The 26,648-nt window shown below is 71.2% G+C and carries 28 protein-coding genes and 1 pseudogene; 14 read left to right on the top strand and 15 right to left on the bottom strand.

Going from position 1 to position 26,648, the window contains the following annotated elements:
- Positions 1-1,912: 1,912 nt before the first annotated feature.
- Positions 1,913-2,461, bottom strand: coding sequence for a hypothetical protein (locus tag AB0K67_RS22005; RefSeq protein ID WP_364062967.1), 549 nt, complete (start codon positions 2,459-2,461; stop codon positions 1,913-1,915).
- Between the two features lie 528 nt (positions 2,462-2,989).
- Between AB0K67_RS22005 and AB0K67_RS22000 the strand changes: the two genes are divergently transcribed.
- A complete protein-coding gene (locus AB0K67_RS22000) occupies positions 2,990-3,535 on the top strand; it encodes a hypothetical protein (protein ID WP_364062964.1) in 546 nt (181 codons plus the stop codon).
- Positions 3,536-3,630: 95 nt separating this feature from the next.
- On the opposite strand, the gene AB0K67_RS21995 is transcribed toward AB0K67_RS22000, so the two are convergent.
- The 10 genes from AB0K67_RS21995 to AB0K67_RS21950 form a co-directional block, all read right to left on the bottom strand.
- Positions 3,631-4,932, bottom strand: a complete 1,302-nt coding sequence (locus tag AB0K67_RS21995) for a hypothetical protein (RefSeq protein WP_364062961.1) — start codon at positions 4,930-4,932, stop codon at positions 3,631-3,633.
- Between the two features lie 162 nt (positions 4,933-5,094).
- A complete protein-coding gene (locus AB0K67_RS21990; RefSeq protein WP_364062958.1) occupies positions 5,095-5,394 on the bottom strand; it encodes a DUF1416 domain-containing protein in 300 nt (99 codons plus the stop codon).
- Positions 5,394-6,233 (bottom strand): sulfurtransferase, encoded by an 840-nt coding sequence (locus AB0K67_RS21985; protein WP_364062955.1) that lies wholly within the window; start codon positions 6,231-6,233, stop codon positions 5,394-5,396. The genes AB0K67_RS21990 and AB0K67_RS21985 overlap by 1 nt, the downstream gene beginning before the upstream one ends.
- Positions 6,230-6,646: a DUF4395 family protein gene (locus AB0K67_RS21980; protein WP_364062952.1), complete on the bottom strand. Its 417-nt coding sequence runs from the start codon at positions 6,644-6,646 to the stop codon at positions 6,230-6,232. Before AB0K67_RS21980 ends, AB0K67_RS21985 begins: the two co-directional genes overlap by 4 nt.
- Before the next feature lie 60 nt (positions 6,647-6,706).
- Positions 6,707-6,790, bottom strand: coding sequence for a putative leader peptide (locus tag AB0K67_RS21975; protein ID WP_350668905.1), 84 nt, complete (start codon positions 6,788-6,790; stop codon positions 6,707-6,709).
- Between the two features lie 72 nt (positions 6,791-6,862).
- Entirely contained in the window at positions 6,863-7,180 is a 318-nt protein-coding gene (locus AB0K67_RS21970) for a thioredoxin family protein (protein ID WP_364063268.1), read from the bottom strand.
- A 187-nt stretch (positions 7,181-7,367) separates the two neighbouring features.
- The gene (locus AB0K67_RS21965) at positions 7,368-8,285 is read right to left on the bottom strand and encodes a zf-HC2 domain-containing protein (RefSeq protein ID WP_364063265.1); all 918 of its coding nucleotides are present in this window, start codon (positions 8,283-8,285) and stop codon (positions 7,368-7,370) included.
- Positions 8,285-8,797, bottom strand: coding sequence for a sigma-70 family RNA polymerase sigma factor (locus AB0K67_RS21960; protein ID WP_364062949.1), 513 nt, complete (start codon positions 8,795-8,797; stop codon positions 8,285-8,287). The genes AB0K67_RS21965 and AB0K67_RS21960 overlap by 1 nt, the downstream gene beginning before the upstream one ends.
- 37 nt (positions 8,798-8,834) lie before the next feature.
- On the bottom strand, positions 8,835-9,500 hold the full coding sequence (locus AB0K67_RS21955) for a DUF2993 domain-containing protein (protein WP_364062946.1): 666 nt from the start codon (positions 9,498-9,500) through the stop codon (positions 8,835-8,837).
- Positions 9,501-9,584: 84 nt separating this feature from the next.
- Positions 9,585-9,836, bottom strand: coding sequence for a MoaD/ThiS family protein (locus tag AB0K67_RS21950; protein WP_364062943.1), 252 nt, complete (start codon positions 9,834-9,836; stop codon positions 9,585-9,587).
- Positions 9,837-10,011: 175 nt separating this feature from the next.
- On the opposite strand from AB0K67_RS21950, the gene AB0K67_RS21945 reads away from it, so the two are divergent.
- Positions 10,012-10,719 carry a response regulator transcription factor gene (locus AB0K67_RS21945; RefSeq protein WP_364062940.1) on the top strand — a complete coding sequence of 236 codons (708 nt, stop codon included), beginning with the start codon at positions 10,012-10,014 and terminating at the stop codon, positions 10,717-10,719.
- Between the two features lie 80 nt (positions 10,720-10,799).
- On the opposite strand, the gene AB0K67_RS21940 is transcribed toward AB0K67_RS21945, so the two are convergent.
- Complete coding sequence (locus AB0K67_RS21940; protein ID WP_364062937.1) at positions 10,800-11,258, bottom strand: hypothetical protein; 459 nt, start codon at positions 11,256-11,258, stop codon at positions 10,800-10,802.
- Here AB0K67_RS21940 and AB0K67_RS21935 point away from each other — a divergent pair.
- The 3 genes and pseudogenes from AB0K67_RS21935 to AB0K67_RS21925 form a co-directional block, all read left to right on the top strand.
- Positions 11,148-11,384 (top strand): annotated as a pseudogene (locus AB0K67_RS21935) (helix-turn-helix domain-containing protein); the annotation flags it as partial. The gene AB0K67_RS21940 and the pseudogene AB0K67_RS21935 sit on opposite strands and share 111 nt — an antisense overlap.
- 169 nt (positions 11,385-11,553) lie before the next feature.
- A complete protein-coding gene (locus AB0K67_RS21930; protein ID WP_364062934.1) occupies positions 11,554-14,295 on the top strand; it encodes a tetratricopeptide repeat protein in 2,742 nt (913 codons plus the stop codon).
- A 412-nt stretch (positions 14,296-14,707) separates the two neighbouring features.
- Complete coding sequence (locus AB0K67_RS21925) at positions 14,708-15,076, top strand: hypothetical protein (protein ID WP_364062931.1); 369 nt, start codon at positions 14,708-14,710, stop codon at positions 15,074-15,076.
- A 1-nt stretch (position 15,077) separates the two neighbouring features.
- Here the strand turns inward: AB0K67_RS21925 and AB0K67_RS21920 are convergent, their stop codons facing one another.
- Positions 15,078-15,743, bottom strand: coding sequence for a hypothetical protein (locus AB0K67_RS21920; RefSeq protein ID WP_364062928.1), 666 nt, complete (start codon positions 15,741-15,743; stop codon positions 15,078-15,080).
- 108 nt (positions 15,744-15,851) lie between these two features.
- Between AB0K67_RS21920 and AB0K67_RS21915 the strand changes: the two genes are divergently transcribed.
- The 7 genes from AB0K67_RS21915 to AB0K67_RS21885 all read left to right on the top strand — a co-directional run bounded on the left by AB0K67_RS21915 (position 15,852) and on the right by AB0K67_RS21885 (position 23,858).
- Positions 15,852-16,463: a dienelactone hydrolase family protein gene (locus AB0K67_RS21915; RefSeq protein ID WP_364062925.1), complete on the top strand. Its 612-nt coding sequence runs from the start codon at positions 15,852-15,854 to the stop codon at positions 16,461-16,463.
- A gap of 120 nt (positions 16,464-16,583) precedes the next feature.
- Positions 16,584-17,225 (top strand): ATP-binding cassette domain-containing protein, encoded by a 642-nt coding sequence (locus AB0K67_RS21910; protein WP_364062922.1) that lies wholly within the window; start codon positions 16,584-16,586, stop codon positions 17,223-17,225.
- A complete protein-coding gene (locus tag AB0K67_RS21905; protein ID WP_364062919.1) occupies positions 17,209-18,441 on the top strand; it encodes a hypothetical protein in 1,233 nt (410 codons plus the stop codon). Before AB0K67_RS21910 ends, AB0K67_RS21905 begins: the two co-directional genes overlap by 17 nt.
- 67 nt (positions 18,442-18,508) lie before the next feature.
- On the top strand, positions 18,509-20,230 hold the full coding sequence (locus AB0K67_RS21900) for an ABC transporter permease subunit (protein ID WP_364062916.1): 1,722 nt from the start codon (positions 18,509-18,511) through the stop codon (positions 20,228-20,230).
- Entirely contained in the window at positions 20,227-22,701 is a 2,475-nt protein-coding gene (locus AB0K67_RS21895) for an NB-ARC domain-containing protein (protein ID WP_364062913.1), read from the top strand. The genes AB0K67_RS21900 and AB0K67_RS21895 overlap by 4 nt, the downstream gene beginning before the upstream one ends.
- Before the next feature lie 218 nt (positions 22,702-22,919).
- The gene (locus tag AB0K67_RS21890) at positions 22,920-23,471 is read left to right on the top strand and encodes a TetR/AcrR family transcriptional regulator (RefSeq protein ID WP_364062910.1); all 552 of its coding nucleotides are present in this window, start codon (positions 22,920-22,922) and stop codon (positions 23,469-23,471) included.
- A gap of 3 nt (positions 23,472-23,474) precedes the next feature.
- Entirely contained in the window at positions 23,475-23,858 is a 384-nt protein-coding gene (locus AB0K67_RS21885) for a DUF5360 family protein (protein ID WP_364063262.1), read from the top strand.
- Here the strand turns inward: AB0K67_RS21885 and AB0K67_RS21880 are convergent.
- Together AB0K67_RS21880 and AB0K67_RS21875 are read right to left on the bottom strand one after the other, a co-directional pair.
- Complete coding sequence (locus AB0K67_RS21880) at positions 23,842-24,540, bottom strand: zf-HC2 domain-containing protein (protein WP_364062907.1); 699 nt, start codon at positions 24,538-24,540, stop codon at positions 23,842-23,844. The two genes, AB0K67_RS21885 and AB0K67_RS21880, sit on opposite strands and share 17 nt — an antisense overlap.
- Before the next feature lie 34 nt (positions 24,541-24,574).
- On the bottom strand, positions 24,575-25,102 hold the full coding sequence (locus AB0K67_RS21875) for a sigma-70 family RNA polymerase sigma factor (protein WP_364062904.1): 528 nt from the start codon (positions 25,100-25,102) through the stop codon (positions 24,575-24,577).
- A gap of 655 nt (positions 25,103-25,757) precedes the next feature.
- Between AB0K67_RS21875 and AB0K67_RS21870 the strand changes: the two genes are divergently transcribed.
- Positions 25,758-26,000 carry an FHA domain-containing protein gene (locus tag AB0K67_RS21870; RefSeq protein WP_364062901.1) on the top strand — a complete coding sequence of 81 codons (243 nt, stop codon included), beginning with the start codon at positions 25,758-25,760 and terminating at the stop codon, positions 25,998-26,000.
- Positions 26,001-26,082: 82 nt separating this feature from the next.
- The gene (locus AB0K67_RS21865; protein ID WP_364062898.1) at positions 26,083-26,469 is read left to right on the top strand and encodes a hypothetical protein; all 387 of its coding nucleotides are present in this window, start codon (positions 26,083-26,085) and stop codon (positions 26,467-26,469) included.
- Positions 26,470-26,648: the final 179 nt, after the last annotated feature.

The following is a 26,648-nucleotide window of genomic DNA, read 5'->3' as shown; positions in this document are numbered from 1 at the left end:
GCAAGTGCCCGGCAAGGGTCTCCCGCCGGGGCCTGGGATGCGCGGCGGCCTGCCCGGCCGCCCGCCCGCTCACAGCGCCACCTCCGAGTACGACTGGTCCCCGTCCGAACACGACTGGACCCCCACGGACGCTCCGCCTCCCACGCCGGGCCTCGGCCGCGTCCCGGGATCGGGCATGACGTCGCCCACCGGCCGCACCTCGGGACCAGGCACACCCTCGACCCCTGGCCGACCCTCGGGACCGAACGCGGCCTCGGCCCCGGGGCGGACCTCAGGACCGAACGCGGCCTCGGCCCCGGGCGGGCGGACCTCGGACCACGGCCGGGCCTCGGACTATGGCCGGGCTTCAGACCACGGCCGGGGCTCTGACCACGGCCGTCCTTCCGACGACTTCGGCCACCGCTTCGGCGGCCCCGCCCCGCAGAGCGGCGCGGCACACCCCGGCGTCCCGACAGGGTTGGGCGCCCCCGCGGAGGCAAGCCACCACACGGACGCGAGCCACCGCACGGACGCGAGCCACCGCACGGACGCGAGCCACCGCACGGACACAGACCACCGCACAGAAGCGAGCCGCCACACAGAAGCGGGCCACCGCATGGAGGCGGGCTGGGCTGGCGAGCAGCCGGGCGAGGAGACGCCGCACGCCTGGCCGGCCGTCTCAGGCGGGCACTCTGAGCAGGGCTCCTCGCCTCTGCCTCGGCGCCGCCACGCGGCCCCGGCCCCGGCCCCGGACGCCGCACCTTACGGCTCGTCCGACACCTACCGCCCAAGCCTCGGCCGCACCACCGACCCCACCCAGCAGCGTGGTTGGGACGCAGGCTCCCAGCCGGGCCGAGACGCCGACCCGCAGCAGGGCTGGGGTGCCGGTCGCGAACCCGGTCCGCCTCCGGCCTGGGGCAGGGCCCACGAGCCTGCCGGCGACACCTACGACTACCCGCGCAGCCCTGAGCAAGGCAACAGCGGCCCACACGCCGCCGGTGGCCACAGCTACACCCCTGAGCGCGACCGCAGCGGCCCGCAAACTACCGGTGGCCACAGCTACGCCCCCGAGCGCGAGCACAACGGCCCGCAAGCTACGGGCGGCCACAGCTACACCCCCGAGCAAAGCCACAGCGGCCCACGCACCGCCGGTGGCCACAGCTACGCGCCCGAGCGCGACCGCAGCGGCCCGCAGGTTGCCGGTGGCCCTGGCTACGCCCCCGAGCAAGGGCACAGCGGCCCGCACAGCGTCATGAGCCGCTACGGCTCTGAGGGCGGCCACAGCGGCCCTCACGCCACCACCGGCGATCATGCCTTCGGACCTGAGCACGGTCCGGGGCAAGCCGGCGACCCACGGTTCGGGGATGGGACGGCACGCAGGCAGGCTCCGGAGGGGTGGTCCGGAGCCGGGCACGGGCAGGCGCAGGCTGACAGGCGCGGGCAGGCGCAGGCTGAGGGGTCCCCGCTCGGGGCCGGAGCCGGCTCGGGCAGGCACTCGGACGAGCCCGCTCACAGCGGTGAGCAGGGGCACAGCCGGGTGCTGGGCGCCGACGGCGTGTCCCGTGGCGGTGCCATGCCGGAGCCCGGCAGTGCTCCGGGCGGGCGTGCTATGCCGGACATAGGCGGTGTCCCGGGCGGGCACACCGTGCCGGATGCAGGCGGTATCCCAGACGGGCGTGCCATGCCGGACGCAGGCCGTATCCCAGGCGGGCACACCGTGCCGGACGCAGGCCGTATCCCAGACGGGCGTGCCATGCCGGACGCAGGCCGTATCCCAGACGGGCACACCGTGCCGGACGCAGGCCGTATCCCAGGCGGGCACACCGTGCCAGAAACAGGCGGTGTCCCCAGCGGGCGTCCCGCGCCGGACGGCGGCGATGTTCTCGGTGGCGAGGCCATCTCCGGCGGCGGTGCCTTCTCGGGTGGTGCAACGTCAGCGGGCGGTGCCACGCCGGGCAGTGGGAGCCTGGCGGGCGGTGAGGCCGCCTTCGGTGCCGCGCGTGGCGGCAGGCACTCGAGCGGTCCCGCTTACGACGAGCAAGCTCCGACGGCGGCCTTCGGGTCCGTCCCTGGGCCGGGAGCCGGCGATGCCTCCGGACAGCGCGGCCAACGCGCCGGCCTCGGACGGGCCGGCGACGGCTACAGCCCCGCGCAGCCCGGCGTCGCCCACGGTTACGGGCAGCCCGGCGGAGGCTTCGAGCCTGGGCCGGGAGTCGACGCCACCCCCGGACAAGCCGACGAAAACGCCGGCCCCGGACGAGGTACCGACGGCTACGGCGCTGGGCCACAGCCCGCTGCAGGCCTCGGTTTCGGACAGCCTGGCGAGGGCAGGGCTTCCGGACAGCCTGGCGAAGGCGGTGCTCTCGGGCAGCCTGGCAAAGGCGGTGCTCTCGGGCAGCCTGGCGAAGGCGGTGCTGTCGGGCAGGTCGGCGGAGGCCGTGGCCCTGGGCAGGGTGCCGGTGAGGGCCGTGGTGCTCGGCATGGGGCCGAGGGGCGGGCGCGGCCGGTCGTTACCGATCAGCAGGTGTGGCCGCCCGCACCCAAGGAGCCGGTCGGTGGTGCCACGCAGCCCATGCCCGCCGTCAGGGCGGGTGGCCCGCCGCCTCCCTACCGGCCGAGTGGCGCGGGGCAGGGCGGCGACCCGATGCGGCCCGGTGACCCGGCACAGCCTGGTGACCCAGGCACGCACGGCCCCTCGGCGCAGCCCGGTGGCCCAGGCGCGCACGGCCCCTCGGCGCAGCCCGGTGGCCCAGGCGCGTACGATCTCTCGGCGCAGCCCGGTGGCCCGAACCCGCACGGCTTCGCGGCCTCGCACGCGCATGATCCCTCGGCGCCGTACGGCGGCCCCGGCCCGTACGGCCTCCCTGGGCAGGAGCCCGGGCCCGGACAGTACGGGCAATTCCGCGCGGACGGGCCGGGTGAGTCCCTGGGCAGGTCCGGGGGCCAGGATGGGCCGCCCTCCGGTGAGGCGGGCAGCGGCGGAGGCAGGTCGAAGCGTCGTACGGCGCTGGTGGCCGCCGCGGCCGCGCTGGCGTGCCTGCTGACAACGGCCGCGCACACCTACGACGGCCACCTCTTCTATGAGAAGGTCGCCGAGGAGGAGACCAAGGAGACGGTCGTCCCCGCGGGCCAGGCGGGCAAGGTGAACGGCATCGAGTGGCGGGCCGCCATGGAGCGCACGAAGCCGCCCGCCGGCAACACGCACGGCCCCGAGGTGACCTGGCTGAAGGTGGACATCACCAGGAAGGCCGTGGACGAGAAGAGCGCCACGATGGTGGCCGAGCCGCATGACGTCCAGGTGCAGGACCGCTCGGGCCGGATCTGGACGGTGCCGATCGAGCCGGTGGGCGACCGGCCGACCGACAAGCTGGTGGTCGGCAGGGAGTACAAGATCCAGGGCCTGGCGATCGTGCCGACGGCGGTCGCGGACGAGGTGGAGCTGTCGTTCCGGCCGAGCAACTACCGCTCGGACACCCCGATCGACGACCTGTTCACCCGCGAGGGCGCCGCGAAGCTGGTGCCGGACGTGGACGTGCTCCGCTTCAAGCGCCGCTGAACGCCGCCGCCCATACGGCCGGCAGCCCATGCCCGCTCATACGGGAGTCACGCCGGCCGCGCGGGAGCCGAGCCCGAGGCCGGCCTGGCGGCCGGTCAGATCTCGTCGAGGGGGCGGCCGGCGCGGCGGGCCCGGGTGGCGGCGATGTCGTACGTGGCCGCGAGCAGCGCCATGGTGAGCACGGTCACCACCATCTCGCGCACGAACGCGACCGGCTGGACCTGGTAGATGCCGACCCACTCGTCACGGGTGCCGATGAGCATCATGATCCCGCGCTGGGCGTACTGGCCGCCGACGGCGAGCACCGAGTAGCACAGGCACATCATGCCGAAGAGCGGCAGCCCACCATTGAAGATCATCCGGAGGGAGTTGGCGAGCGGCACCCAGCGGTCGCGGAAGCCGCCGGTGAGCCGGTCGAACGACTTCTGTGTGAGGTCGTGGCTGCTCTCCAGCTTGTCGAGGCCGCGCTCCAGGCGGGTGCCCCGCAGGAGGGTGCGGGTCTCGTCGGAGTAGACGCCGAAGACCAGCATGGCGACGGTGAGCCAGGCGAGCGGCACGGCCACGCCCTCGAGGACGAGCGGCCACACCTCGCCGAACCAATCGGTGATGTCCGCCCACAGCGGCACGCCCTCCTTGGCCTGGGTGAGCAGTTCCTCGGTGCCGGCGACGGCTCTGCGGTGCTGGATCCACTCCGAGCGGGCGTCGCCGAAGGCGACGGTGGCGTTCAGGCCGTAGAAGACGAAGGCGAACTCGGAGAAGGCGGCGAGGAAGCCGTAGAACCTGCCTCGGCCCTGTTCGACGAACTTGGCGAAGAGCCACTTGAGCCCGAACATGACGGCCATGGCGCCGAGCGAGACCCGCCAGTCGAGGTCGACGAGCCCGCGCCCGACGTCGCTCTCCTCGCCGAACCAGGACGCCTCGGTCTGCTCGAAGTAGTGATGGAAGATGTCCATCTGGTAGACGTCTCTGGCGTCCTCGGTCTGGAAGCCCCAGGCCAGGTAGAGCACCGCGAAGGTGGGGGCGACGCGGTCGAGGGTGCGGAAGAGCGGTTCGTCGCGTACGCCTTCGTCGGCCCTGGCGCGCATCTCCCACAGGGCGCCGCGCAGCGCGTGCAGCATGCCGGTCGTGACGGTCATCGCGGCGAGCACGATGAGCGTGAGCAGGGTCATGACGCCGACGTAGCGCAGCTGCTTGAAGTCTCCGTACGGGACCTCGCTGGCCGCGTAGAGCAGCACGAACCGGAGGAGCTCGCCCGCGGCGAACCAGAGGATCAGCGGCAGCGCGCACTTGCCCGCCAGGCGAAGGGCGTGCAGGGGCAGTGAGTACGGCGACGGCATCTCCTGAGCCGGCGTGGGCCCTGGTTGCGGGGGCGCCGTCACACCTGTCGAACCGGACATCTGTGGAATCGTAGCGTTCTGTCCCTTGTGACGCAGCCGCAACCCTCGAAAGCGCTCCGCAATCAAGCACCAGGTGAACGGCCACTTTGCCGCGAAGGGACCCAGGGCATGCGAAAGGGCCCGCGTCCGGAGAGCCGGACGCGGGCCCTGACGTGTCGCCTGTCAGACGGCCACGGCGAGCTGGGCGACCTCGCCCAGCTTGGCCTGGACCTTGACGTCGCGGGTGACGCCACCGCCCGCGATGATGCGGACGGTCCAGTCGCCCGGCGCGGCGAAGAAGCGGAAGATGCCGTCGTCGGAGACCACGACCTCGCCGGTGAACTCACCGGTGTGGTCGAGCAGCCGCGCGTACGCGGTGCCGGCGCCGGTCACGACGCCCTGGATGACGGCCTGGTTGGACAGATCGATACCAGCGGGCAGCGTCACGGTCTGCTCCGGCGCCCCGCAACCCTGTGCGGTCATCAGCGGGCCTCCCCCAACTCGATCGGCACGCCCACGAGCGAGCCGTACTCGGTCCACGAACCGTCGTAGTTCTTGACGTTGGGCTGCTCGAGCAGCTCGTGCAGCACGAACCAGGTGTGCGCCGACCGCTCGCCGATGCGGCAGTAGGCGATGGTGTCCTTGCCGAAGTCGACCCCGGCCTCCTGGTAGAGGGCGCGCAGCTCCTCGTCGGACTTGAAGGTGCCGTCGTCGTTGGCCGCCTTGGACCACGGGATGTTGCGGGCGGTCGGCACGTGGCCGGCGCGCTGCGCCTGCTCCTGCGGCAGGTGGGCCGGGGCGAGCAGCTTGCCGGTGAACTCGTCGGGCGAGCGCACGTCGACGAGGTTGAGCTTGCCGATCGCCGCCACGACGTCGTCGCGGAAGGCGCGGATGTTGGTGTCCTGCTCCTTGGCGACGTACTGCGTCTTGGGCCGCTGCGGCACCTCGGTCACCAGCTCGCGGGAGTCGAGCTCCCACTTCTTGCGGCCGCCGTCGAGCAGCTTGACGTTCTCGTGGCCGTAGAGCTTGAAGTACCAGTAGGCGTAGGCGGCGAACCAGTTGTTGTTGCCGCCGTAGAGGACGACGGTGTCGTCGTTGGAGATGCCCCGGTCGGACAGCAGCGCCTCGAACCCCGTCTTGTCGACGAAGTCGCGGCGCACCGGGTCCTGCAGATCGTTGCGCCAGTCGACCTTGACCGCGCCACGGATGTGGCCCTTGTCGTAGGCGCTGACGTCTTCGTCGACCTCGACGATGACGACCCCGGGCGTGTCGAGGTTGGCTTCGACCCAGTCGGCGTCCACCAGGGCGGCGGAGCGGCTCATTGAGATACCTCCATGTTGGCGGCGGGCAGTAGTCGGCGAATGAGCAGGTACATCGCGCAGCCAAGGCAGATACCGAAGGCTGCGATGAGGAAAGCGGCGAGGAGAGCCGCAGCCGTGGCCGTGTGGGCCATCGGCATGATTCCGGAGGCGGATCCGGCCACGCCCGTGACCGCGACGACAGGCCCGATCTCCGGCGAGAGCCGGGGCGAGCCTTGCGTCTTGCGGTCTTTCCGCTCCTTCAGCGCACTAGCGGCGAGCGCCGAGCCGAGCATCGCGTACGGCCTGCGCGAGAACGCGCCCAGCATGCGGTCGAGCACCCGGACGGCGAGCAGCCGGCGGCTCTCGGTGACCGGGTGGGGGACGACCAGGGTGGTTGCCGCGCCGGGGCGCAGCGCTCTGGGATAGGCACGCATCGCGGGATGCTCCCTGAAGGGTCGATTTGGGGCGGATGGTGGATCCGCGCGAGATCGTCCTCAGGCAGCGCGACAGAGCGCGGTGGCGACGCGGCAGAAGTCGACCGCGCGCCGCTTCGTGAGCAGCTCTGTCGATGGGTTCATGAGCAAGACACTACTCGGCGTCTCGTCATCTGTCACATCTCGTCCGGTTAGTGAGACAGCGTGTGAGACGCCTCACGTTCCCGGGTCGGGTACGGCCAGCGCGAGCGCGGCCAGCACCTCGTGCTTTCGCGGCAGGCCGGACGCCCTTTTGACCACTGCTCCCTCCGGGTCGAGCACCAGCACCGTGGGGGTGCCGGTGATCTCAAGACGGCGTACGAGATCGAGCCGCGACTCGGCGTCCACCTCGATGTGACGCACGCCCGGCACCAGCGCGCTGACGTCGGCGAGGACCCGCCTGGTGGCCCGGCACGGCTGGCAGAACGCCGTCGAGAAGTGCACCAGCGTCGCCCGCTCGCCCAGGCTCTCCGCCCCCAGCTCCCCCGCCGACAGCCGCTCCCGCTCAGACCTGTGCTCCGCGCCGGCGTGGCGGCTGCGGTCGTCGCGGCGCAGGTGGATCACCTCGTTTCAGCGTGCCCGGCGCCGGTGCCCCGCCGGCGCCGCCCATCCGGTCGTCCACCCCGGTGCAACCGCGCACGCCCGCGTTTCCTTCCCCACCCGAAGACGCGGGCGTGCGCGATCACTTCCTCACCGGGACTTCGACCAGCACCGTGCCCGCCTCGTCCACGATCTCGAACCGGGCGATCTCCTCCATCGTCATCGACGTCCGCCGCGGGAAGACGGTCTTGTCGCGGTAGGTGTCGGGGCCGATCGTCCAGCTCTCGGTGGCCTCGCGCCGCCCGTCGTCGCCGACCGCGACCAGGGAGCAGGTGGTGCCGACCGGGATGCCGGTGACGCGCACGCCCAGCTCGGTGCCGCCGTCGCCGGGCAGGGCCTGGACCGTGGCGCCGTAGCCGCCGGCCCTGTTGGAGCCGCTGAACTCGCGGCCCTCCATGGCCTTGCGCTGCTCAGCCGGTGACGACGCGCTCTCCTCGGCCCGCTCGGGTGCCGGCGTGGCGGCCTGCCCGTACGGCTGCGCGGGCTCGGGGGAGCGCGAAGGGCTGGGCCGTACGGGAGCCTGCTCGGCCGAACTCGGCATGCGGGAGTCGCGTTCGGCGGCCCCTGACTCGGGCGCGCCCTGGTCGGCGAGTACCCGCGGCGCGGCGTCATCGGGCCCGGCGGACCGCTCGGACTGCGCCACCGGGTGGGCGGCGGTCGTCTCGGCCGCCTGGCGGGTCTGGATCGCCGTCCAGACCGTGCCGCCCACCACCAGCACCGCCGCGCACGCCGCGACCGCGGTCAGGATCCGGCCGCGGCGCGACCGCTTGGCGCGGTCGTTCAGCAGCCGGTCGAGCACTTGACGCGGGGGGCTGCTCACCACCTCCACGTCGCGCTCGGACACCTTACCGAGGAACGTCGTCACCCCCGCGAGCTCCTCCAGCTCGGCGCCGCACGCCTCGCAGGTGGCCAGGTGGTGGTCGATCTCCAGCGCTTCCTCCGGATCGAGCGCGCCCAGGGCGTGCGCGCCGAGCGCGATCCGGACCTCCTCGCAGGTCATCACGGTGCGAGCCCCCGTTCTTCGAGCGCCAGCTTCAGGGCGCGCAACGCGTAGTACGTACGGGACTTGACCGTGCCCGGCGGAATGCCCAGCGTCGCCGACGCCTCCTTCACCGATCGCCCCCGGTAGTAGACCTCCAGCAGCACGTCGCGGTGCTCGGGCCGCAGCGCGGCGAGCGCCTCGGCCACCGCCCACGACTCGACCGCGCGCTCGAGCTCGTCGTCGGCCGGCAGGACAGAAAGCGCCTCGTCGCCGGTCTCCGGCGGCCTGGCCTTCCTGGCGCGGTGCTGGTCCACGACGAGGTTACGGGCCACCGTGAACAGCCACGCCCTGATCGGCCGGCCGGACATGGCCTCGGGATGTCGCCAGGCCCGTAGCAGGGTCTCCTGGACGACGTCCTCGGCCCTGCCGGAGTCGCCGGTCAAACGCAGGACGTACCCGTAGAGCGGCCCAGCGTGCTCGTCGAAGAGGGTCCTCACGAGTTCCTCGTCGGCGGTGTCCGCTGCTGTCACGTCCTCATCACGTACGCGAGGACGCGACGGTTCACGCTCATCCACGGATCGGCACGTTCGTCGCTTCCGCCGAGAGCCTGAGCCCGCCCGGCACGCTCTCGACCTCGGTCACCTTCACGTCGAAGGGCAGCTTTCCTTTGAACGGGATCGTGTAGGAGACCATGCGGGCGACCTCGTCGGGCACGCCCTCGATCTTCTCCGCCTGGACCCTGATGCCTCCGTCCGCCAGCTCGACTCGCATCTCGGCGTTGAACTTCACCTTGTTGACCCCCACCGTCACCTCGCCCGACGCGGTGAGCCTGCCGCCGTTGCCGCCGATCTTGACGCCCTGGGGCGCGAACTTGTCGATGGTCGCCCTGCTGATCGTGCCGGTGACGGCGACGCGCCCGGCCCTGATGTCGGGGCGGTTCTGCAGGATCTCGGCCAGCGGGGCCGTCACGTCGTACGCCGCCCCGTGCAGATTTCTGATCGGCACCCCGCCGTAGGTGAACGTGCCGAGATCGAACTCGACTTCGGGATAGTGGCCCGAGAACGCCTGGGTGAGAAAGGGGATGCCCTTAATGGTCACCGTAGGGGTGCCGGACAGATCGGCGGAGGCGGCGATCCTGTTGGCGAGGTCGCGCTCGACTCCGGCAACCGCGACCCTGTCGGCTGCGACAAGGAGAATGATGAGCACGATCAGTGAAACGATCAGCTTGCGCATGGGGCTCCTTGTCGTGAGCGGGGGTCAAGAGCCTACCGATCCGGTTTGACTCATTCCCGGGACGAGCACGCGTTCACCTGCGGATCAGCCGCCGGCGAAGGGCGGCAGCACCTCGACGGTCGCACCCTCGGCGAGTATCACCTGATCGTGGGCGCGCTTGCCCACGGGAGAGCCGTCCACCAGGAAAGAGCAGCGGCGGACCACGCGCGCCAGTTCGGCACGATTCTGTGTGATTTTCGTCATCAGTTCACCAAGAGTGGCCGCGTCGAACGGCTCTTCCGCGACGCCCGCGGCATCCTTGGCCGCCGCCCAATAACGTATCTTTCCTGTGGCCATGCCTGCCTCACAATCGTTTCAGCCTTATTGTGCGTCGCCCTTAACAAGCTTGTTTCAGGAGACGCGCTGTTCACCTGCTGGACGCGCAATGGACGCGACTTAGTCGTGGGATATCCTCACCTACAGGACTCGGGCGACGTAGCCCCCGGGTCCTTGTGTGTTTGAGGAGGCCGTAATGAGCAACCTGCTCCTGCTGACCAACGCCCTCGAGCCGTCCTCCGAGGTGCTTCCGGCGCTGGGGTTGCTGCTCCACTCGGTTCGCGTCGCGCCCGCCGAGGCCTCCGCGCTCATCGACACGCCGCCGGCGGACGCCGTTCTCGTGGACGCCCGCAAGGAGCTCGTGCAGGCCAAGAGCCTGTGCCGGCTGATCCGCACCACCGGCATCGACTGCCCGCTCCTGGTCGTCGTCACCGAAGGCGGGCTGGCCGCGATGACCGCCGAATGGGGCGTTGACGACGTGCTGCTCGACAGCGCGGGCCCGGCCGAGGTGGAGGCGCGGCTGCGCATGGCCACCGGCCGCATCTCGCAGCAGGCGGCCGAGGAGGTGCCCGACGAGATCCGCAGCGGCGACCTGTCGATCGACGAGGCCACCTACACCGCGCGGCTGCGCGGGCGCGTGCTCGACCTCACGTTCAAGGAGTTCGAGCTGCTGAAATACCTCGCCCAGCACCCCGGCAGGGTCTTCACCCGCGCCCAGCTGCTGCAGGAGGTGTGGGGCTACGACTACTTCGGCGGCACCAGGACGGTCGACGTCCACGTCCGGCGGCTGCGTGCCAAGCTGGGCACCGAGTACGAGTCGCTCATCGGAACGGTCCGCAACGTCGGCTACCGCTTCGTGCCCGACCGCGCCGAGAACGACAAGGCCGAATCCGCCAGCGTCTGATCCCCGACGACCCGATTGACAGCGGCAGCGTGCTGTCGTCAACTGATGTGACAGGTCGTCGCGCAGGCTGTTGATGCCTGTCATGTCGGGGACACCGCCGTCCCACCCGGGGTGGTGTCACGGTGGTTCTGTTCAAGGCGCTGGTCGACGAGGGTGCCCGCCCGCATGTCTTCCACCGTAACGAGACGATGTGCTCGCCGTTGCGGCCCGCCCACTGCGTTTACCTGATCGATTACGGCTACGCCCGCGAGTACATCCCGGCCGGCGAGCGCGAGGTCGTCCACGACCTGCGCGGCGACGGCGATCTCGTCGGCGAGCTGGCCTTCTGGAGCCCCGCCGACCGGGTCAAGGTGGATGCGCTCACCGAGGTCCGCGCCTGGCCCATCGACCTGCGCCGGCTGCGCGATCAGGCCGCGGCGGCCCCTGCCGTGGCGACCGCGCTGGTGGAGGAGCTGTTCGCGCGGAATCTCGCCGCCCGCAGGCACGAGGCGCTGGCCCGCGCGCCGGTCGCCGCCCGGCTCGCCGTCTGGCTGCTGCACCTGGACGAGCGCTACGGGCTCGCATCGGAGTCCGCGCCGCCGCTGTCCATGGAGACGCTCGCCGACCTGGTGGGCAGCTCGCCCGACGTGGTGCAGCGCCAGCTCACCCAGTGGGTGCAGCGGGGCTGGCTGGTCAGGCCCGGCTACCGGCGTCTGCACATCGCCGACCCGGTCGCGCTGCGGGCCGCCGCGGGCAGCTGGGAGCACCTGTCGGCGCCCTGGCAGGGGCGGGTGACGCCGTTCCTCACCCGGCCGGGCGGTCCCGGAGCCGGGCAGTCAGATCCCCGTACGCGAGATGCCCAAGCCGCGCCAGCTCCCAGCCGACGTGCCCGACTTCACCGGCCGCCAGCAGAGCCTCGACCTGCTGACCGAATGGCTCGACCGGCCCCGGCGCCCCAACACGATGGTCGTGCAGGGCCTGCCGGGCGTCGGCAAGACCGCGCTGGTGACCCGCTGGGCGCACCTGCACGCCGACCAGTTCCCCGACGGGCAGATCTTCATCGACCTGCGCGGTCAGTCGCCGAGCCAGCCGCCGATGACCGTCGCCGAGGCGCTCGGGCAGATCCTGCGCTCGCTCGGCGTCGGCGAGCACATGCCGGCGTCGGACGAGGCAGAGCTGATGCTGCTGTATCGCAGCAGGATCGCCGGGCGGCGGCTGCTGCTCGTCCTCGACAACGCCGCCGACGCCGCCCAGGTGCGCGCGCTGCTGCCGGGCAGCAAGGACTGTGTGGTGCTGGTGACCAGCAGGACGCGGATGGGGCCGCTGCGCGCCACCGGCCACGCCGACCTGCTGGACCTGCAGGTGCTCGACCCCGGCAACGCGGTGGCGCTGCTGGTCGCGGTGCTGGGCGAGGACTCGCCCCAGGCGGCCGACAGGGACGCGCTGGCCGAGCTGGCGCGGGTGTGCTTCTACCATCCGTTCGCGCTGCGGATCTCGGCCGCCAAGCTCGCCGAGAACCCCGGGCTGAGCGTGCGCGGGCGGGTCGAGGAGCTGCGCAGGCCCGACCGGCTGCTGGTGGGCGACCCGGAGGAGGCGTTCAGGTCGGCGCTCGACCTCGCGTACGAGTCGCTGAGCCCGGCGCAGCGGCGCGCCTTCCGCCACGTGGGGCTGCTGCCAGGACGCGACTTCACGCCCGAGGTGCTGGCAGCGGCGCTCGGCGTACCGGTGGAGGAGGCGGTCGCCGCGCTGGCGGGGCTGCACCGGGCGTACCTGGTCGAGCCGCTGCCCGGGTCGCGCTACCGGGTGCACGACCTGGTCAAGCGGCTTGCGAGGGAGCTGGGCAGGCACGCCGAGGCGGGCGTACGCGAGGCCAGGGCGCGGCTGCTCGACCACTACCTGGCGGTGGCCTCCGACCCGGAGACGCCCGGCGAGTGGTTCGAGGCCGAGCGGCGCTCGCTGGTCTCGGCCGTGCGGATGGCCGGGGAGAGCGGCGCGCACGGCATGGCGTGGCGGCTGGCGGCGGCGGTGTTCGAGCCGTTCAGGCGGCTGCGCTACTACGAGAACAACCTGGAGGTGCAGCAGGGCGGGCTGGCCTCGGCCATGCAGGTGAGCAACCGCCGGGCGATCGCGCTCATGCGCGGCAACCTCGGCTCCATCCACCGCGACATCGGGCCGTCCACGCTGGCCGCCAGGTTCATCGGGGAGGCGCTGGCCGACCACGTCGCGCTCAGCGACCGCGAGGGCCAGGCGCGGGCGCTCAACGAGCTGGCCGAGGTGCACGGCATCGCCGGCAACAGCGAGCAGGCGCTGCGCCACGCCGCCGAAGCGCTCGCCCTGTACGAGGAGATCGGCGACCGGTCGGGGGTGGCGAAGTGCCTGCACACGCTCTCCCGGCTGCACCTGTCGCAGGAGCGCTACGAGCCGGCGCTCCAGTACGCGGGGGAGGCCCTCGACGTACGCGAGGAGCTGGGCGACCGGCGCGGCACCGCGCAGAGCCTGATCATCCTGGCGACCGTGCAGCGCAACCTGGGCGAGCCGAACGCCGCCCTGTCTGAGGGCCTGGAGGCGCTGTCGATCTGCCACGACTTGGGCGACGAACACGCCGAAGCCGAGACGCTGCTGTGCCTGGCCGAGATCTACGACCTGCTGCGGCTGCCGCACGACGCCAGGCGCGACGCCGAACGCGCCCTGGCCGGTTACACGGCGACCGGCGACCAGTACGGCTGCGGCCGCGCCCTGTGCGCGCTCGGCCGCATCGCACGCAACGGCTCACGCTACGACGAGGCGCTGTCCTACTACGAGCAGGCCCTGGCCGTGCAGATCGAGCTGCACCACGAGCAGGGCAGGGCCGAGACGCTCGGCGACATCGGGCTCGTCCACTGGCGGCTCGCCGACTACCGGCGCGCCGACGACTACCTCAACCAGGCGCTGGCCATCAGCAGGATGATCAGGGACGAGCCGGTCGAGGCGCGCATGCTCAACCGTCTCGCGCGGGTGCGGCGGCGGCAGGGCAGGCCGCAGGTGGCGTTCACGTACGCGCTGGAGGCCCTCGACATCGTGCAGGGCAAGGGCATCCGGCGGGCCGAGGCCGACGTGCAGGAGACACTCGCGTACACCTATCTGTCGCTGGGGCTGCACCGGTACGCGCTGCGCGCGGCCAAGTCGGCGCTGGCGATCAGGGAGGAGCTGCGCGACAACCGGGCGAGCGCGCTGCTGTCGGTGGCGCAGGCGCTGCACGCGGCCGGGCGGCCCGCCGCTGCGCTCAGCCCGGCGCGGGAGGCCGTCGAGTTGCAGCACGAGAGCGGTACGCGCGACCGCTGGGCGGCGGCACTGACCACGCTCGCCATGATCCTGCTCGACCTCGACCGGGTGGAGGAGGCGCTGCCGTACGCCCGCCAGGCCAGGGACGTGCACCAGGAGTGCGGCACGCGGCGCGACCTGGGCTGCGCGGCGCGGGCGCTCGGCCTCATCGCCGCCCGGATGGGGCGGCGGGAGGAGGCGGTCAGGCATCTGAAGGAGGCCGTGCACACGCTCGAAGAGGTGGGCGACCTGGTGGAGGCGCGGCAAGCCGCTGAGGAGCTCCGGCTGTACGCGTGACACGCCTCGTGCCCTGCGCCTCCGGCGACTCGGGTTCGGCGACTCGGGTTCTGCGCCTCCACCATCTCAGGCCCAGCACCTTCGCCACCTCAGGCCCAGCACCTTCGCCACCTCAGGGCCAGCGCCTCCGCCACCTCAGGGCCAGCGCCTCCGCCACCTCAGACCCGGCGCCCCCGCAGCCTCAGGGCCCAGCGCCTGTGACGGCTCCGGCTTCACCCGAGGCCGCTCGGGATGCGGGCAGAAGTCGGTGGGCTTCAGCCGCGGGAATGTCCGGCTTCGGCCGGGAATTGCTCAGGCTTTAACCCGAAACGCCGACAAAAGTCGGGAAATCTCAGGATCGAGGTCGCAGATCTTTCTCTGAGCTTTTCGTTACCTGGACTCACCGGCCGATTCACACACGGAGGTGATCCGGATGCTCAAGAACCATCTGCGGCGAGACCTTCAGTGGCTCAAGCGACAGGCACGTAAGGACCGGCGGATCACCGTCGCGATACTCGGCGGCCTGCTCGCGGCCTGGACGCACCAGCTCTCCGGCGGGCCGGGAGCGTCGCCGTCGCCGCTGCTGCTCGCGCTGTCGGCCGCGCTCGTCGTGGGGTCGGGGGGTGCGTGGCTCGTCTCGGCGTACTTCGTCACGAGGAGCCTGCGGGCGCGCCGGGAGCCGGCCGAGGAGCTGCGCTGGGTCGCGCGCATCAGGCTGGGCAAGGAGTGGGCGTTCGCCTCGCTCAGCGCGTACGTGGCCTGGCACCTGCTCCACTTCGTCACCGAGCTGGTGATGGGGTGAGTCAGGCGGACAGAGGAGCGAGCTCCAGGCGATCGCCCCTGATCGCCGAGCCGGTGTGGACGTATTGGACGATCTCCGCCGCCGGCAGCTCGACGAGGCCGAAGTCGGCGTCCGCGTGGGCGTCGCACCAGGCGACGATCTCCTCGGCGTTCGTCAGGGGCGCGGCGAAGTGGACCAGGCTGACGTACCAGCGGTCGCGGACCCGGCCGTACTCCAGGTCGCGTACGCCCCTCGACTGCAGGTTCCCGGCGAAGCGCTTGCGCAGCGTCTCCAGCGTCTCGTCCACCGGGTGCGCGCCCACCAGGACGCCGCCCCGGTGCGGCGCGACGCCCGCGAGGTAGACCCAGGCGGACGGCAGCCCGTCTGCGGCCTCGGCCAGCGCCTCGCCGTACGCGCGGCGCAGCGGGTCGTCCTGCGGGATCACGCTGCGGTACGGCTCCAGCGTCCTGAGCGTGACGTGCAGGGCCGGGCCGCCGTGCACCCAGTGACCGGGGGCGTGCACGGTGGCCGCCAGCTCCGTCAGCCGCTGGACGACCTCGCCGGCGGGCCGCAGCACGGCCGCCGCGCCCCAGCGCGGGTGGCCTTCCGTCATGGGCACGTCATGAGTGGCCTCACCGGCCAGCAGAGCGGTCCTCCCCCGCTCCCGGAACTCCGCGAAATCGGACATCCGAGCAGTATCCCAGTGCACATGCGCGCCTGAAGGGTGATCGGCCCGGGTGGGATAGAGGAGGGCGTCACCGGGTAGCGGCAGGTCGCGGTGAGGGGAGTGTGAGCGATGACGGGGGATCTGGTCGTTCCTGGCGCCGCCCTTGGCCTGGTGGTCTTCGTGCACGGCAGCGGTAGCAGCCGGCACAGCCCGCGCAACCGGTACGTGGCCGGGGCGCTCAACGAGGGCGGCCTCGGCACGCTGCTGTTCGACCTGCTGACTCCGGAGGAGGAGTTCGACCGGGCGAACGTGTTCGACATCGAGCTGCTGGCGGGGCGGCTGCTGGAGCGTACGGCGTGGGTGCGCGAGCAGCCGGAGACGGCGGGACTGCCGATCGGCTACTTCGGCGCGAGCACGGGAGCGGCGGCGGCGCTGTGGGCGGCGGCCGAGCCGGACAATGAGATCGCCGCGATCGTCTCGCGCGGCGGGCGGCCTGACCTGGCCGGCGACCGCCTCGCCGCGGTACGCGCCCCGACCCTGCTCATCGTGGGCGGCCGTGACCCGGTGGTGGTGGGGCTGAACGAGGAGGCGCAGCGGCGGCTGCGCGCGGACAGCAAGATCGTGGTGGTGCCGGGGGCCACCCACCTGTTCGAGGAGCCGGGCGCGCTGGATGCGGTGGCCGAGCATGCTCGCGAGTGGTTCGGCACGCACTTTCGCGCTTTCCGGCCCGCCAACAAATGAAAGATTTCCGGCCTTCAATAGCAAACACGCGCAGAAGCCGCGTTCGTTCGTTGAAGTAGATCGTTGTTTATGCGAACGTCAGGTGCGGATCACTTTCCGACGTGACGAACGGTTACAGACGTGCCGCTGCTGGAGATCAACGGTCTCATCTGGGAGGCCCACGGAGTCCGGCGACGCCTGTCACCCGATCCGCTGACGCTCGGCGAGAACAAAGTGGCGGTCGTGGTGGCCCGCGACTTCGCGGTAGGCGAGGCGTTCACCGACGTCCTGCTCGGGCTGGCCCAGCCGGTCGCCGGCCAGATCTTGCTCGACGGCAAGGACATCACCGGCATGCCTACGGCCGAGCGCGAGATCGGGCTGGTGCCCGCAGGCGGCGGTCTCTTACCGCATCTGACGGTCAGGCGCAACCTGGAGCTGGCCGCGCACGCAAGCAACGGCTTTGCGCCGGTGTCGCCCGGCTACATCGGCCACGTCACCAAGCGGCTGCACATCGAGGGCCGTATGGGCGACAAGCCGCACGAGCTCGGTCACGAAGAGCGGCTGACGGTCGCGCTCGCGCGGGTTCTGTGCCGGCCGGTGACGACGAAAGCGGTGGTGGTCGAGGACCGTAAGGGATGGGAGTCCTGCGACGGCGCGGTGAAGCGGGCGATGGACGAAGACCACAAACTGACCGTGCTCATCGTCACCGACGACAACACCACAGTGGCCAACTACGCCTCGTCCTCGGACTTGTTGGAGATCACCGATGTCGATAAGTCGTAGGGCGTTCCTGCTGGCCGTGCCGGCCGTGGCCGCCGCGGGCTGCGCCGGACAGCCGCCGCTGCGGGTCGCGGTGGTGTGGAGCGGTGAGGAGTTACAGCGCTTCCTGCGCGTGGTGGACGCCTACGTCGCGCACTCCCGCCGGCCCGTGAGCGTCTACTCGGCGGGCGACAACATCAGCGCGCTGCTGCGCGGCCCCGCCGAGAACGTCATCCCCGACGTGGCCGTCATCCCCCGGCTCGGCCTGCTCTTCGACCCCGTCGTACGTAAGCGCATCCAGCCCAGGGAGAGCGGGCACGTCCAGCCGGAATTCTGGCGGCGGCTGGTGACCCCCGAGGAGGGCGGGCCCGAGCTGGGCGCCTGGTTCAAGCTCGCCTACAAGTCGCTCGTGTGGCACCGCAAAGGCGAGCGGCACGCCCCCGCGAGCCTGACCGCCTGGCAGCCTCGGCCCGGATCGGTGGCCATCGGCGCGGCCGACGGGTGGGTGCTCAGCGACTGGTTCGAGAACGTCCTGCTCTCCATGGCCCCCGAGGCGTACGACGGCCTCTTCGCCTCGGCGACACGCGGCGACCCCGAGTGGTGGGCGAGGGGCGAGGTGTCCGAGGCGCTCGAAAGGCTGGCCTCGCTCTGGCGCGACGCGTTCACCCCGGAGCAGGGCAGGCGCGCGCTGACCCTGCAGTTCCACGACTCGATACTCGATGTCTTCCGCTACCGCACGGCCGACGTCGTGGCCGCGCCCGACTTCGCGCTGCCCGTCATCCAGCGCTACGCCGGCGCCGACGTGGCCGGCCATTTCCGCTTCCCCGGCGACGCGGGCGGGCCGCCGCCCCTGGTGGTCGGCGGCGACGTCGCGGTGGCGATGAAGCGCGGCGGTAGCGACGCGCTCGACTTCGTGGAGTGGCTGACCAGGCCGCGCGGTAACACGAACGACGCGCTGACCGAATGGGTGGACGAGGGCGGCTTCCTGACCCCGTACCGCGACCCGACACAACCGCTGCTGCGCGAGCCCGCGCTGGCGCTGCGGCGCAGCGAAGGTCTGCGCTACGACCTGTCCGACCGGCTGATCGGCCGCCTGGAGGGCGGCGACGGGCGCGGGTTGTGGCGGGTGCTCACCGAGCTGTTCAGCGACGTCGCCGCGAGCACCGTCACACCGCGAAGCGCGGCTCTGGCCGCCCGCGAGAAGATCGTGACGAGCCTCGCGAAGGGCGCCGCCCGATGAGCCCGCGTTTCCCACGTGCCCGTGTGATGAGTGAACGCAACACCTTTCCGTCCGGGGTGAGCGCGCGATGAGTGGTAGCGACCGAGGCAACTACGGACCGAACACCTTCCTGTTCGAGGTGGCCCCGCACCCCGACGCCGGGGTACCGGTGAAGCCACAAGGCATCAGCCGCTGGCGTGCGGCGTTCTACCTGCTGCTTGCGGTGCTGCTGTCGGCGGGCGTGACATTGGTCCCGCTCCTCGCGACCGTGATCATCAGCTTCTCAGAGCCCGGCGCGTGGCAGGAGGTGCTGACCGACGCGGGCGCCTGGCAGGCGATCGGCAACATGCTGATCTGGTGGCTGCTCGTCGTGGTGGTGTGCGCGGTGGGGCTCGGCCTGGCCTGGCTGGTCAGGAACGCGGGCCCCGCGCTCGGCCTGGTCATGCGGATCATCCTGGTGCTGCCCGCCGTCGTCTCGCCCCTCACCACGGGAGCCGTTTTCCGCCTGCTGTTCGACACCAGCCAAGAGCGCGGCATGGCCTCCGCTCTGCTCGGCCGCGACACCCCCTTCCTCGGGCCCGGCTGGATCTGGCTGGTGCTCGGCTCGGCCTTCGTCTGGCAGTACGCCGGGATCGCCTTCCTCGTCTTCCACGAGGCCCTGGCCAGGCTGCCCGCTGACCTGCTGCGCACGACCAGGGCGTTCGGCGTGGACCGGCGGGGACGGCTGTGGAGCGTGATACTGCCCGCGCTGGCGCGCCCGGCGGCGCTCGCGTACCTGTTCGCGCTGGTCTTCGCGGCTCGCGTGTTCGATCTGGTGCTCATGGGCGTACCAGGGTCGATGCAGGCGCTCGTCGAAGGCGGCGGGCTCTACTGGTGGCGGCACAACGACGACCTGGGCTATGCCGGGGCCGCCGCGTTGGCGGTGTTGATGTCCCTGCTGGTCGCCGCGCTCGCCGCGCCTGCCCTGCTCGGCCTGCACGGGCGGGTGACCTGGGCCGGCTCCGCCCCGTCCACCCGGCCGCGCACCGACCGCGCCCGGTGGCTGTGGCCGCTCGGCGGGGCGGTGTCGGTGCTGTGGCTGCTGCCGTTCGCGGCGCTGCTCATCACCTCGTTGCGCGACCCGGTCGCGGCCGCGCAGACCGGGTGGTGGAACGGCGAGCCGTGGACCTTCGGCTCGTACACGGAGGCGCTGACCGACAGTGCTTTCATCAGCGCGCTCGCCACCACGTTCCTGCGGGCCGTCACAGTGGTCGCCGTGGTGCTGCTCGCGGCGGTGCCGGCGGCGTACGTGCTGGCGCACGAGCACCTGCTGCCCCGCCGCACCTGGCAGATGGTGCTGCTGGTCGCGGTGGCGCTGGCGGCGCTGCCGCCGCAGGCGTTCGCCGTGCCGCTTCAGCAGGTGCTGAGCCCGATCGGCACGGCCCCGGCGCTGATCATCGTGCACGCCGCGCTGGTGCTGCCGCTGGCGGTGCTGGTGCTGCACAACGCGTTCGTCCGGGTGTCCGCGCCCATGCTGGTGCGCGGTCGTCGCGAGCTGTTCCACTACGTCCGGGAGGCCCGCCCCGCCGTGGTGCTGGCCGGGGCCGTGGTGTTCGTCCTGGTCTGGAACGACGCGGTCGTCGGACTGTTGCTCAACTGGCCGTCGGGGGACCACCTGCCGCTGATCCTGCTGGAGCAGGCCCGCCACTTCATGAGCGCGGCAAGCCCGCTGGCGGCCCAGGCGGTGCTGGCCATGGTGGTGCCGGTGCTGGTCGTGGCGTTGACCGCGCGCCTGCTGTACCAGGGCCTGACGGGAGGGGTGCGGCGATGACGGAGCTCTCGCGCAGGGGCCGCATTCGCAACTGGATCGATGAGGTCCGCGTGCAGACCACCGCGCACAGGGCCGAGCTGGGCGTCGGCGGGGCGCTGACGGTGAGCGGCACGATTCTGATCCTCCAGGAGGAGTTGCTCAGACAGCTCCTCGGCGGGCTGCCGATCTGGGTGCTGATAGCGCTGATCGTCGTGTCCGTGGTCGTGCCGCCGGTCGCCATCGGGGCGATCAAGCATGTGATGCGCCGTACCCGCGCCAAGGCGGCACAGCACCAGATTTCGGCGCGGCACCTGGACCCAGCAGAGAAGCTGGTGGGCAGGGACGCGGAGATCGCGCGGATCAAAAGGAGACTGAAGAGGAGAAGTGTCCTCGCCATACGTGGCCCCGTTGGGAGGGGCACGTCCGTCATCGCCCGCAAGGTCGCCTCGGACCTGGTGGGAGAGAACACCGATCAGTTGCTCTACGTCGACGTGCGCGGTGCCAGCAAGGACCACCCCGAGAGTGCGTTGAGCGTGGCCAAGCGGGTGCTGCGCACGCTGGGCCTCCAGATCAGCGAGATCCGACGGGCCGAGGACGCCGGCGACAAAGTGGGCGCAGCACTCAAAGAGCAGCATTACGTGCTGCTGCTGGACAACGTCAGCTCATGGAGCCAGGTCGACTGGCTGCCGGACGGGGTGCAGGAGGCGCACGTCATCATCGCGGGCACGCTCACGGGCATTCCGTCCGACGGCAGCGTCGCGCACATCGAGCTCGCATCGCTGGACGAGCAGGCCCGGCAGGACCTGCTGGCCCAGCACATCGGTGATGAACGGGCCAGCAGCGAGCCGGAGGCGCTGAAACAGCTCGCCGACGCTTGCATGGGCAACCCGCGCGAGCTGGTCAGGGTCGGCGCCTGGCTGGCCCGCAACCCCCGTATATCCCTACAGACCATGGTGAATGACTTGCAGGGGACGGACACAGCGAAGACTCTGCAATTCGTGCTCGAACGCAGCTTCGCCCAGCTCAAGCCGACCGCCAGAAAGTTGTTCACCTTGCTGGCCGAGCTCCCGATCGCCGAGCTGGACTCAAAGGCCGCCGCCGCACTGCTCGGCATGCCGTCCGCCGACGACGCGATATACGAACTGATCGACATGGGCCTTGTCGAGCGGGTGCGGAACCAGCGCATACGCGTGCCGAAGACGTTTCGCGACAGCGGCGTGACGGAGGCTGCGGGGCGCTCGCGGAGGCAAGTGGCGGCATGGCGTCGACTGGTGGAGCACTTCGCGGCACAGGCCGCCGAACACGCCCGGCGGTTGTCCGGTGCCGAAGAAGAAGGGAAGGCGGCCGAAGACTGGTTCGCGATGGAGGACCAGGTGCTGCAGCAGGTGCTGGAATCAGCACCGGACCCCAGAACCGGTCGCGCACTGGCTGCGATCGGGGACGCGCTGGACACCTGGTACCGGTTCGAAGGACGCGACGAGGACCGGTTGAACACGGCGGCCCTCCTGGCCAAGGCCGCTGAGGCACTCAAGGACGAGCAGTTGCAGGCGACGGCAGAGCTCCGCCAGTGCTCTCTCTTACTCGCCGTCAGCGAAGTCCGCGAGGCGCATCAGCACTTCAACAAGGCGGCGCAACTATACGGCGGGGTCGAACAGGGGCCCGCCGAACAGCACCTGGCATACGCGACACTGCTGCTGGCGGCAGGCGACGACTACAAGACCGTCGAGCAAAAGCTCGTCCAATACGGCCAGGCTCTGGGCCGCAACGACGTCCTGGGGCAGGCCGTCCAGCTGACCAACGTGGCGGCGCTGCTCATGCGGAAGGGCCAGGCGCTGTTCATGCCGGGCGATGAGAAGGCAGGAGACGAAGCCGCGCATGCCGACGGTGACGTCCCGGAGCCGGTCGATCGCGAGACCGGACAGGCCAGCCGCGAGGAGGCCGCCGCCGAGGCGCGGCGCCTGTACACCAACGCCAGGATCGTGCTGTACCAAGCGCTCGACCTGGCGGAGCAGGCGCGCGACAAGGCGACGCAGGCGCACGCCCACGAACTGCTCGGGCTGGCCCACCACTTCCTCGGCCAGCGTCACGACGCCGACCAGCACCTGGTGCAGGCCGAGACGCTCTACGGGAAGCCCGAGGCTAGGAAGCCCGACAAGACCGCACCCACCCCCGAGGAGCAGGACCATAAGGTGGACAGGACCGGGCTCGGGCGCTGCAAGGTGCACCGGGCCGGGTTCCTGCTTGAGGACCCGAAGCACCAACCGGCCGAGGTGGCGGCGCTGCTCGTCGAGGCGCTGAAGGACCTGCCGCCGACCGGGGTGAGCAGGGCGCTGGCGCACCTGCACCTGAGCAGGTTGCAGCCGGAGCAGGCCGGCGAACACCGCGAGAAGGGGGCGCAGGCCCTGGCGCCCTGGCAGGGGACCGCGGAGCCCCAGCAGGTCAAGGTGCTGCGCGAGCTGCTCGAAGCCAGGGAGGCCGCGGAGAGCCCGTGACCGGCCGCCTGCCGGCTCGCCCCGGGCCTCCGATCGCACCGAACCCCGGCTGATCGCCTCCGCTTGCCGATCAAGCCGGTTCCCTGGTGATCACCTCACGCTCCGATTGACCAAGCCTCTGCCTATCCGCCCCGAGCCGGTCATCAGACCGTGCCGTCCTCCCCCCGTACCCGCACCTGCCACTGAAACTGTACCGGCTGACCGGTATAGTTTCGGGCATGCCACGACCGAGCGCGAAGGACCGTCTCCTCGACGCCGCCGCCGACGTGCTGCTGTCGCAGGGGGCAGAGTCGCTCACCCTCGAAGCCGTCGCCAAGCGGGCCGGGGTCTCCAAGGGCGGGCTGTTCTACCACTTCCCCACGAAGCAGGCCCTGGTCGCCGCCATGGTCGAGCGGCTCACCAAGTCTTTCGACGACACACTCGCACGGGCGGGCGACCGGCCCGGCGACTTTCTGCGCGCCTACGTCGAGGCGACCATCCCCGAGCGGCACACCACCGCCACGGCCCCTGCCGACCGCGTCACCGCCGCGCTGCTCGCCGTCGTGCTGGTCGACCCGGCGCAGCTTCAGCCGTTGCGCGAGCGGTTCGCCGCCTGGCAGGCCAGGCTCGCCGATGACGGTATCGACCCGGCGGTGGCGACGGCCATACGGCTGGCTGCGGACGGCTGGTGGGCGGCCAGACTGCTCGGGCTCGGCTCACCCGGACCCGACCTGCACGAGAAGACCCGTCGCCACCTGTTGGAGGCCATCGACCGTGCTGCGCGCGACTAAGGGATTAATGCTCGTCACGGATGTCGGTTCGTCGTCTATTTCGCCGTCGCCGGTCTCGGGCTGATCCCGCTGGAGTGGGCGTTCGCCGACTACACGAACCCGCTGATGGTGGACTGGAACTGGTCCTTCCTCTGGATCGACCTGCCGGCCAGCGCCACCGGGCTGGCCGGCCTGCGTCTCATGCGCCTCGGCCGGGCGAGCGGTCCGCCGCTGATGCTGGTCTCGCTGGCGCTGACCATGGCCTCGGGGCTCATGGCCATCGCGTTCTGGACGTTGCGGGGCGACTTCTCGCTCGCCTGGTGGATACCGAACCTCTACCTCATGCTCTTCCCCATGCCCGCCATCGTGTGCCTGACGCGGGGCATGAGCGTCAGACCGGCACCGTAGCCAGCGTCCTGCCGTCGAAGGTCTGGATGGTGAAGTGGTTGATGTCGTCCTGCGGCAGGCTGGTGGCGCCGTGCAGGAGCAGCGGGTCGGGCGCGCCGGGCACGCCGTACCCCTTATCCGGAACGCCCCAGCTCGCCACCACCTCTGAGCGGCCGTCGTCGCCCACCGCCATGAGCCGGCACTGCAGCGGTCCTTTGACGCCCTTCAGCTCCAGCGCGACGTGGGTGCCCCAGCCCTTGTCCTCCAGGCCGACGACCCCGGAGACGCCGGTGGCCGGGTCGGTGACGGAGTACGTCTTGCCGGTCATGAGCAGCGCGCGGGCCGGGCTGTGGATGCTGTCGGGATCGGGGCCGCTGCCCACCGTGGCGTTGAAGCCGAGATAGACGCCGGCCGCGACGAGCACGCAGGCGGCGGCGGTCATGAACGTGCGGTGCAGGCTCCGGCGGCGCCGCTCGGCGGCGGCGCGGCGGACGAGGAGCGATTCGACCTGCGGGTCCGGCGGTTGCGGCAGCAGGTCGTCCGGATGTACCCCCTTGATGAGCTCCCCCATGGCGGCGAACGAGTCCACCTCGGCAGAACAGATCCGGCAGCCGAGCAGATGGCGTTCGAAGGCGTCCCGCTCTTCCCCTTCGAGCAGGCCCAGCGCGTACGCGGCCACATCCTCGTGATGTACCTCAGTCATGGCGCCACCCCCCTGACATCGTGACGCACCTTGGTCACGGCAGCGTCACCCCCCTTTCCTCCAGCGCGACCCGTAAGGCGCGCATGGCGTAGTACACGCGGGACTTCACCGTGCCGACGGGCACGCCGATCGTCTCCGCCGCCTCCTGGAGCGAGCGGTCCAGGAGGAACGTCTCGGTGAGGACCTGCCGGTGCGCCGGGGAGAGCGACATCATCGCGTCGGTGATCACGATCTCTCTCAGCAGCTGCTCGTCCTCGGCGGCCACGGGCTGGGCGCGATCGGAGATGTCCTCGACGGTGTCGAGGGGGCGGGCGTTGTTGCGGCGCCGGTCGTCGATGACGACGCGCCGTGCGACGGTCGCGAGCCAGGGCATCAGCGAACCGGATTCCGTACGCAGATCGTGGAGGTTGCGCCAGGCCCGTACGAGCGTCTCCTGGACGACGTCCTCGGCCCAGCGGCGATCGCCGCCCGTCAGCCTGATGGCGAACGCCATGAGGGGGGCGCCGTATTCGCGGTAGAGGGCTCGGACCATGGCCTCGTCCGTTACGCGGTGATTCACCACGGGCGGGCTCCTAGCGCTGCGGATATCACGAAATACCGCACTCGGTACGCTGATATTGGGAAATATCACTCTAGCGACGGAGTGGCGCCTGGGTCAGGTAAATTGCAAATCTCGCTGCTTAACTAGATTAATCCGCTAAATCGCACTTCAGTCCCCTGCGGAGGGGATGACGATCATTCGGTTGACGAGCCGCGAGCCGGATCCGCGAGCCGGATCCGCGAGCCGCGAGCCGCGAGCCGCGAGCTGCGAGCCGCGAGCCGCGAGCCGCGAGCCGGCGGCCGTCACCGCCGCCGACGTCGAGGTCGATGTCATGGTCGAGTCGACGTCGAGTCGAGGTCGAGTCGAGGTCTAGGTGACGGCGAGTCGAGGTCGAGTCGAGGTCTAGGTGACGGCGAGTCGAGGTCGAGGTCGAGGTGACGGCGGAGCCCGAGACCTCCATCTGATCACTGCTGCGGGCGGGACCCTTTCCGATCAACCGCCGGCCCTGCTACGTGGGCAGCGGCGAGCTCGACCCCGACGCCGCCGTCGCCGACAGCCCGCTCGTGCCGGAGGCCGCGATCAGCGTGGGCGAGCCCGAGCGTACGCAGCCGTGGCGGCCCCTGCCGGCGACGGGCGCGATCCACGTCTTCGCCGGCCCGACGCGGAACGGAAGGTCTTGCCGACCCCGGGCAGCCACCTGGTCGGCCGCGAGCACAGCGACATCAACCTGCCGTGCGACGCCAAGGTGTCCAAGCGGCACGCCCGCATCGACGTGTCGTGGACCGGCGAGGCCACCGTCGTCGATCTCGGCTCGCGCAACGGCACGCGGGTGGACGAGGCAGGCGCACCCGGCCCGGTCGTGCCGCGCCCCAACGGGGAGGCGTACCCGGCCCCATCGCGCTGCGCCCCGACGAGGTGACGTACGCAGCCCGGCCACGTCGCACCCCAACAGGGAGGCGTACCCGGCCCCCATCGCGTCGCGACCCGACGGGGTGGTCCAGGTGGGTGACGACCGGCTGCGCTGGGTGCCGCTGCCGCCCGCCCGGCTGCGCACCACCCGGGCCAGGGACGGCCGCATCGACTTCGACCGGGCCGTCTCCCCCGGCCCCGCCGTGCCGGCCGCGCGCATCACGATGCCGAGCAACAAGGTGCCGGAGGGCAATATCGCGGTGCCGCTGCATTCCTCGCTGCTGCCACTGCTGCCGCTGCCGCTGCCACTGCCACTGCCGTTTTCCGGCGCGATGGCCATCCTGTTGCAGAGCCCGTATTTTCGGCTCTTCGGAATTCTGCCGCCGATCACGTTCTTCGCCACCCGGCGGGTGGAGGGCAGCAGCGCAGAAAGAAAGAGCGCGAGTTCGACCAGCGTAAACGCCACACGATGGAGCTGATCAGGCGGCACGTCGTACGCAAGCAGTGGCTGCGTCATGAGGTCGCCTCCGACGAGGTGGAGCTGACGTTCGCCGCCACCCACGAGGGCCCTGGGCTGTGGCCGCGCAACGCCGGCTCCCCCGACGGGCTGACGCTGCGCGTGGGGGTGGCCGAGGAGCCCGCCACGATCGCGTTCGAG

This window comes from Nonomuraea sp. NPDC052634, from assembly GCF_040678535.1.
Lineage (GTDB): Bacteria > Actinomycetota > Actinomycetes > Streptosporangiales > Streptosporangiaceae > Nonomuraea > Nonomuraea fastidiosa.
The sequence above is the reverse complement of the archived record's forward strand: the minus strand, read 5'-3'. Positions and strand labels throughout refer to the sequence as shown.

Bases quoted from the DNA above. Each gene is read 5' to 3' on its own strand.
- AB0K67_RS21900 (WP_364062916.1), top strand. From the start codon at position 18,509: ATGAGTGGTAGCGACCGAGGCAACTACGGACCGAACACCTTCCTGTTC.
- AB0K67_RS21975 (WP_350668905.1), bottom strand. From the start codon at position 6,790: ATGAACCCATCGACAGAGCTGCTCACGAAGCGGCGCGCGGTCGACTTC.
- AB0K67_RS21905 (WP_364062919.1), top strand. From the start codon at position 17,209: ATGTCGATAAGTCGTAGGGCGTTCCTGCTGGCCGTGCCGGCCGTGGCC.
- AB0K67_RS21890 (WP_364062910.1), top strand. From the start codon at position 22,920: ATGCCACGACCGAGCGCGAAGGACCGTCTCCTCGACGCCGCCGCCGAC.
- AB0K67_RS21930 (WP_364062934.1), top strand. From the start codon at position 11,554: ATGCCCAAGCCGCGCCAGCTCCCAGCCGACGTGCCCGACTTCACCGGC.
- AB0K67_RS21955 (WP_364062946.1), bottom strand. From the start codon at position 9,500: ATGCGCAAGCTGATCGTTTCACTGATCGTGCTCATCATTCTCCTTGTC.
- AB0K67_RS21995 (WP_364062961.1), bottom strand. From the start codon at position 4,932: ATGTCCGGTTCGACAGGTGTGACGGCGCCCCCGCAACCAGGGCCCACG.
- AB0K67_RS21880 (WP_364062907.1), bottom strand. From the start codon at position 24,540: ATGACTGAGGTACATCACGAGGATGTGGCCGCGTACGCGCTGGGCCTG.
- AB0K67_RS22005 (WP_364062967.1), bottom strand. From the start codon at position 2,461: ATGCCGAGCACCACGGCCCTCACCGGCACCCTGCCCAGGGCCACGGCC.
- AB0K67_RS21920 (WP_364062928.1), bottom strand. From the start codon at position 15,743: ATGTCCGATTTCGCGGAGTTCCGGGAGCGGGGGAGGACCGCTCTGCTG.
- AB0K67_RS21925 (WP_364062931.1), top strand. From the start codon at position 14,708: ATGCTCAAGAACCATCTGCGGCGAGACCTTCAGTGGCTCAAGCGACAG.
- AB0K67_RS21965 (WP_364063265.1), bottom strand. From the start codon at position 8,285: ATGACCTGCGAGGAGGTCCGGATCGCGCTCGGCGCGCACGCCCTGGGC.
- AB0K67_RS21950 (WP_364062943.1), bottom strand. From the start codon at position 9,836: ATGGCCACAGGAAAGATACGTTATTGGGCGGCGGCCAAGGATGCCGCG.
- AB0K67_RS21945 (WP_364062940.1), top strand. From the start codon at position 10,012: ATGAGCAACCTGCTCCTGCTGACCAACGCCCTCGAGCCGTCCTCCGAG.
- AB0K67_RS21985 (WP_364062955.1), bottom strand. From the start codon at position 6,233: ATGAGCCGCTCCGCCGCCCTGGTGGACGCCGACTGGGTCGAAGCCAAC.
- AB0K67_RS21990 (WP_364062958.1), bottom strand. From the start codon at position 5,394: ATGACCGCACAGGGTTGCGGGGCGCCGGAGCAGACCGTGACGCTGCCC.
- AB0K67_RS21980 (WP_364062952.1), bottom strand. From the start codon at position 6,646: ATGCGTGCCTATCCCAGAGCGCTGCGCCCCGGCGCGGCAACCACCCTG.
- AB0K67_RS21915 (WP_364062925.1), top strand. From the start codon at position 15,852: ATGACGGGGGATCTGGTCGTTCCTGGCGCCGCCCTTGGCCTGGTGGTC.
- AB0K67_RS21895 (WP_364062913.1), top strand. From the start codon at position 20,227: ATGACGGAGCTCTCGCGCAGGGGCCGCATTCGCAACTGGATCGATGAG.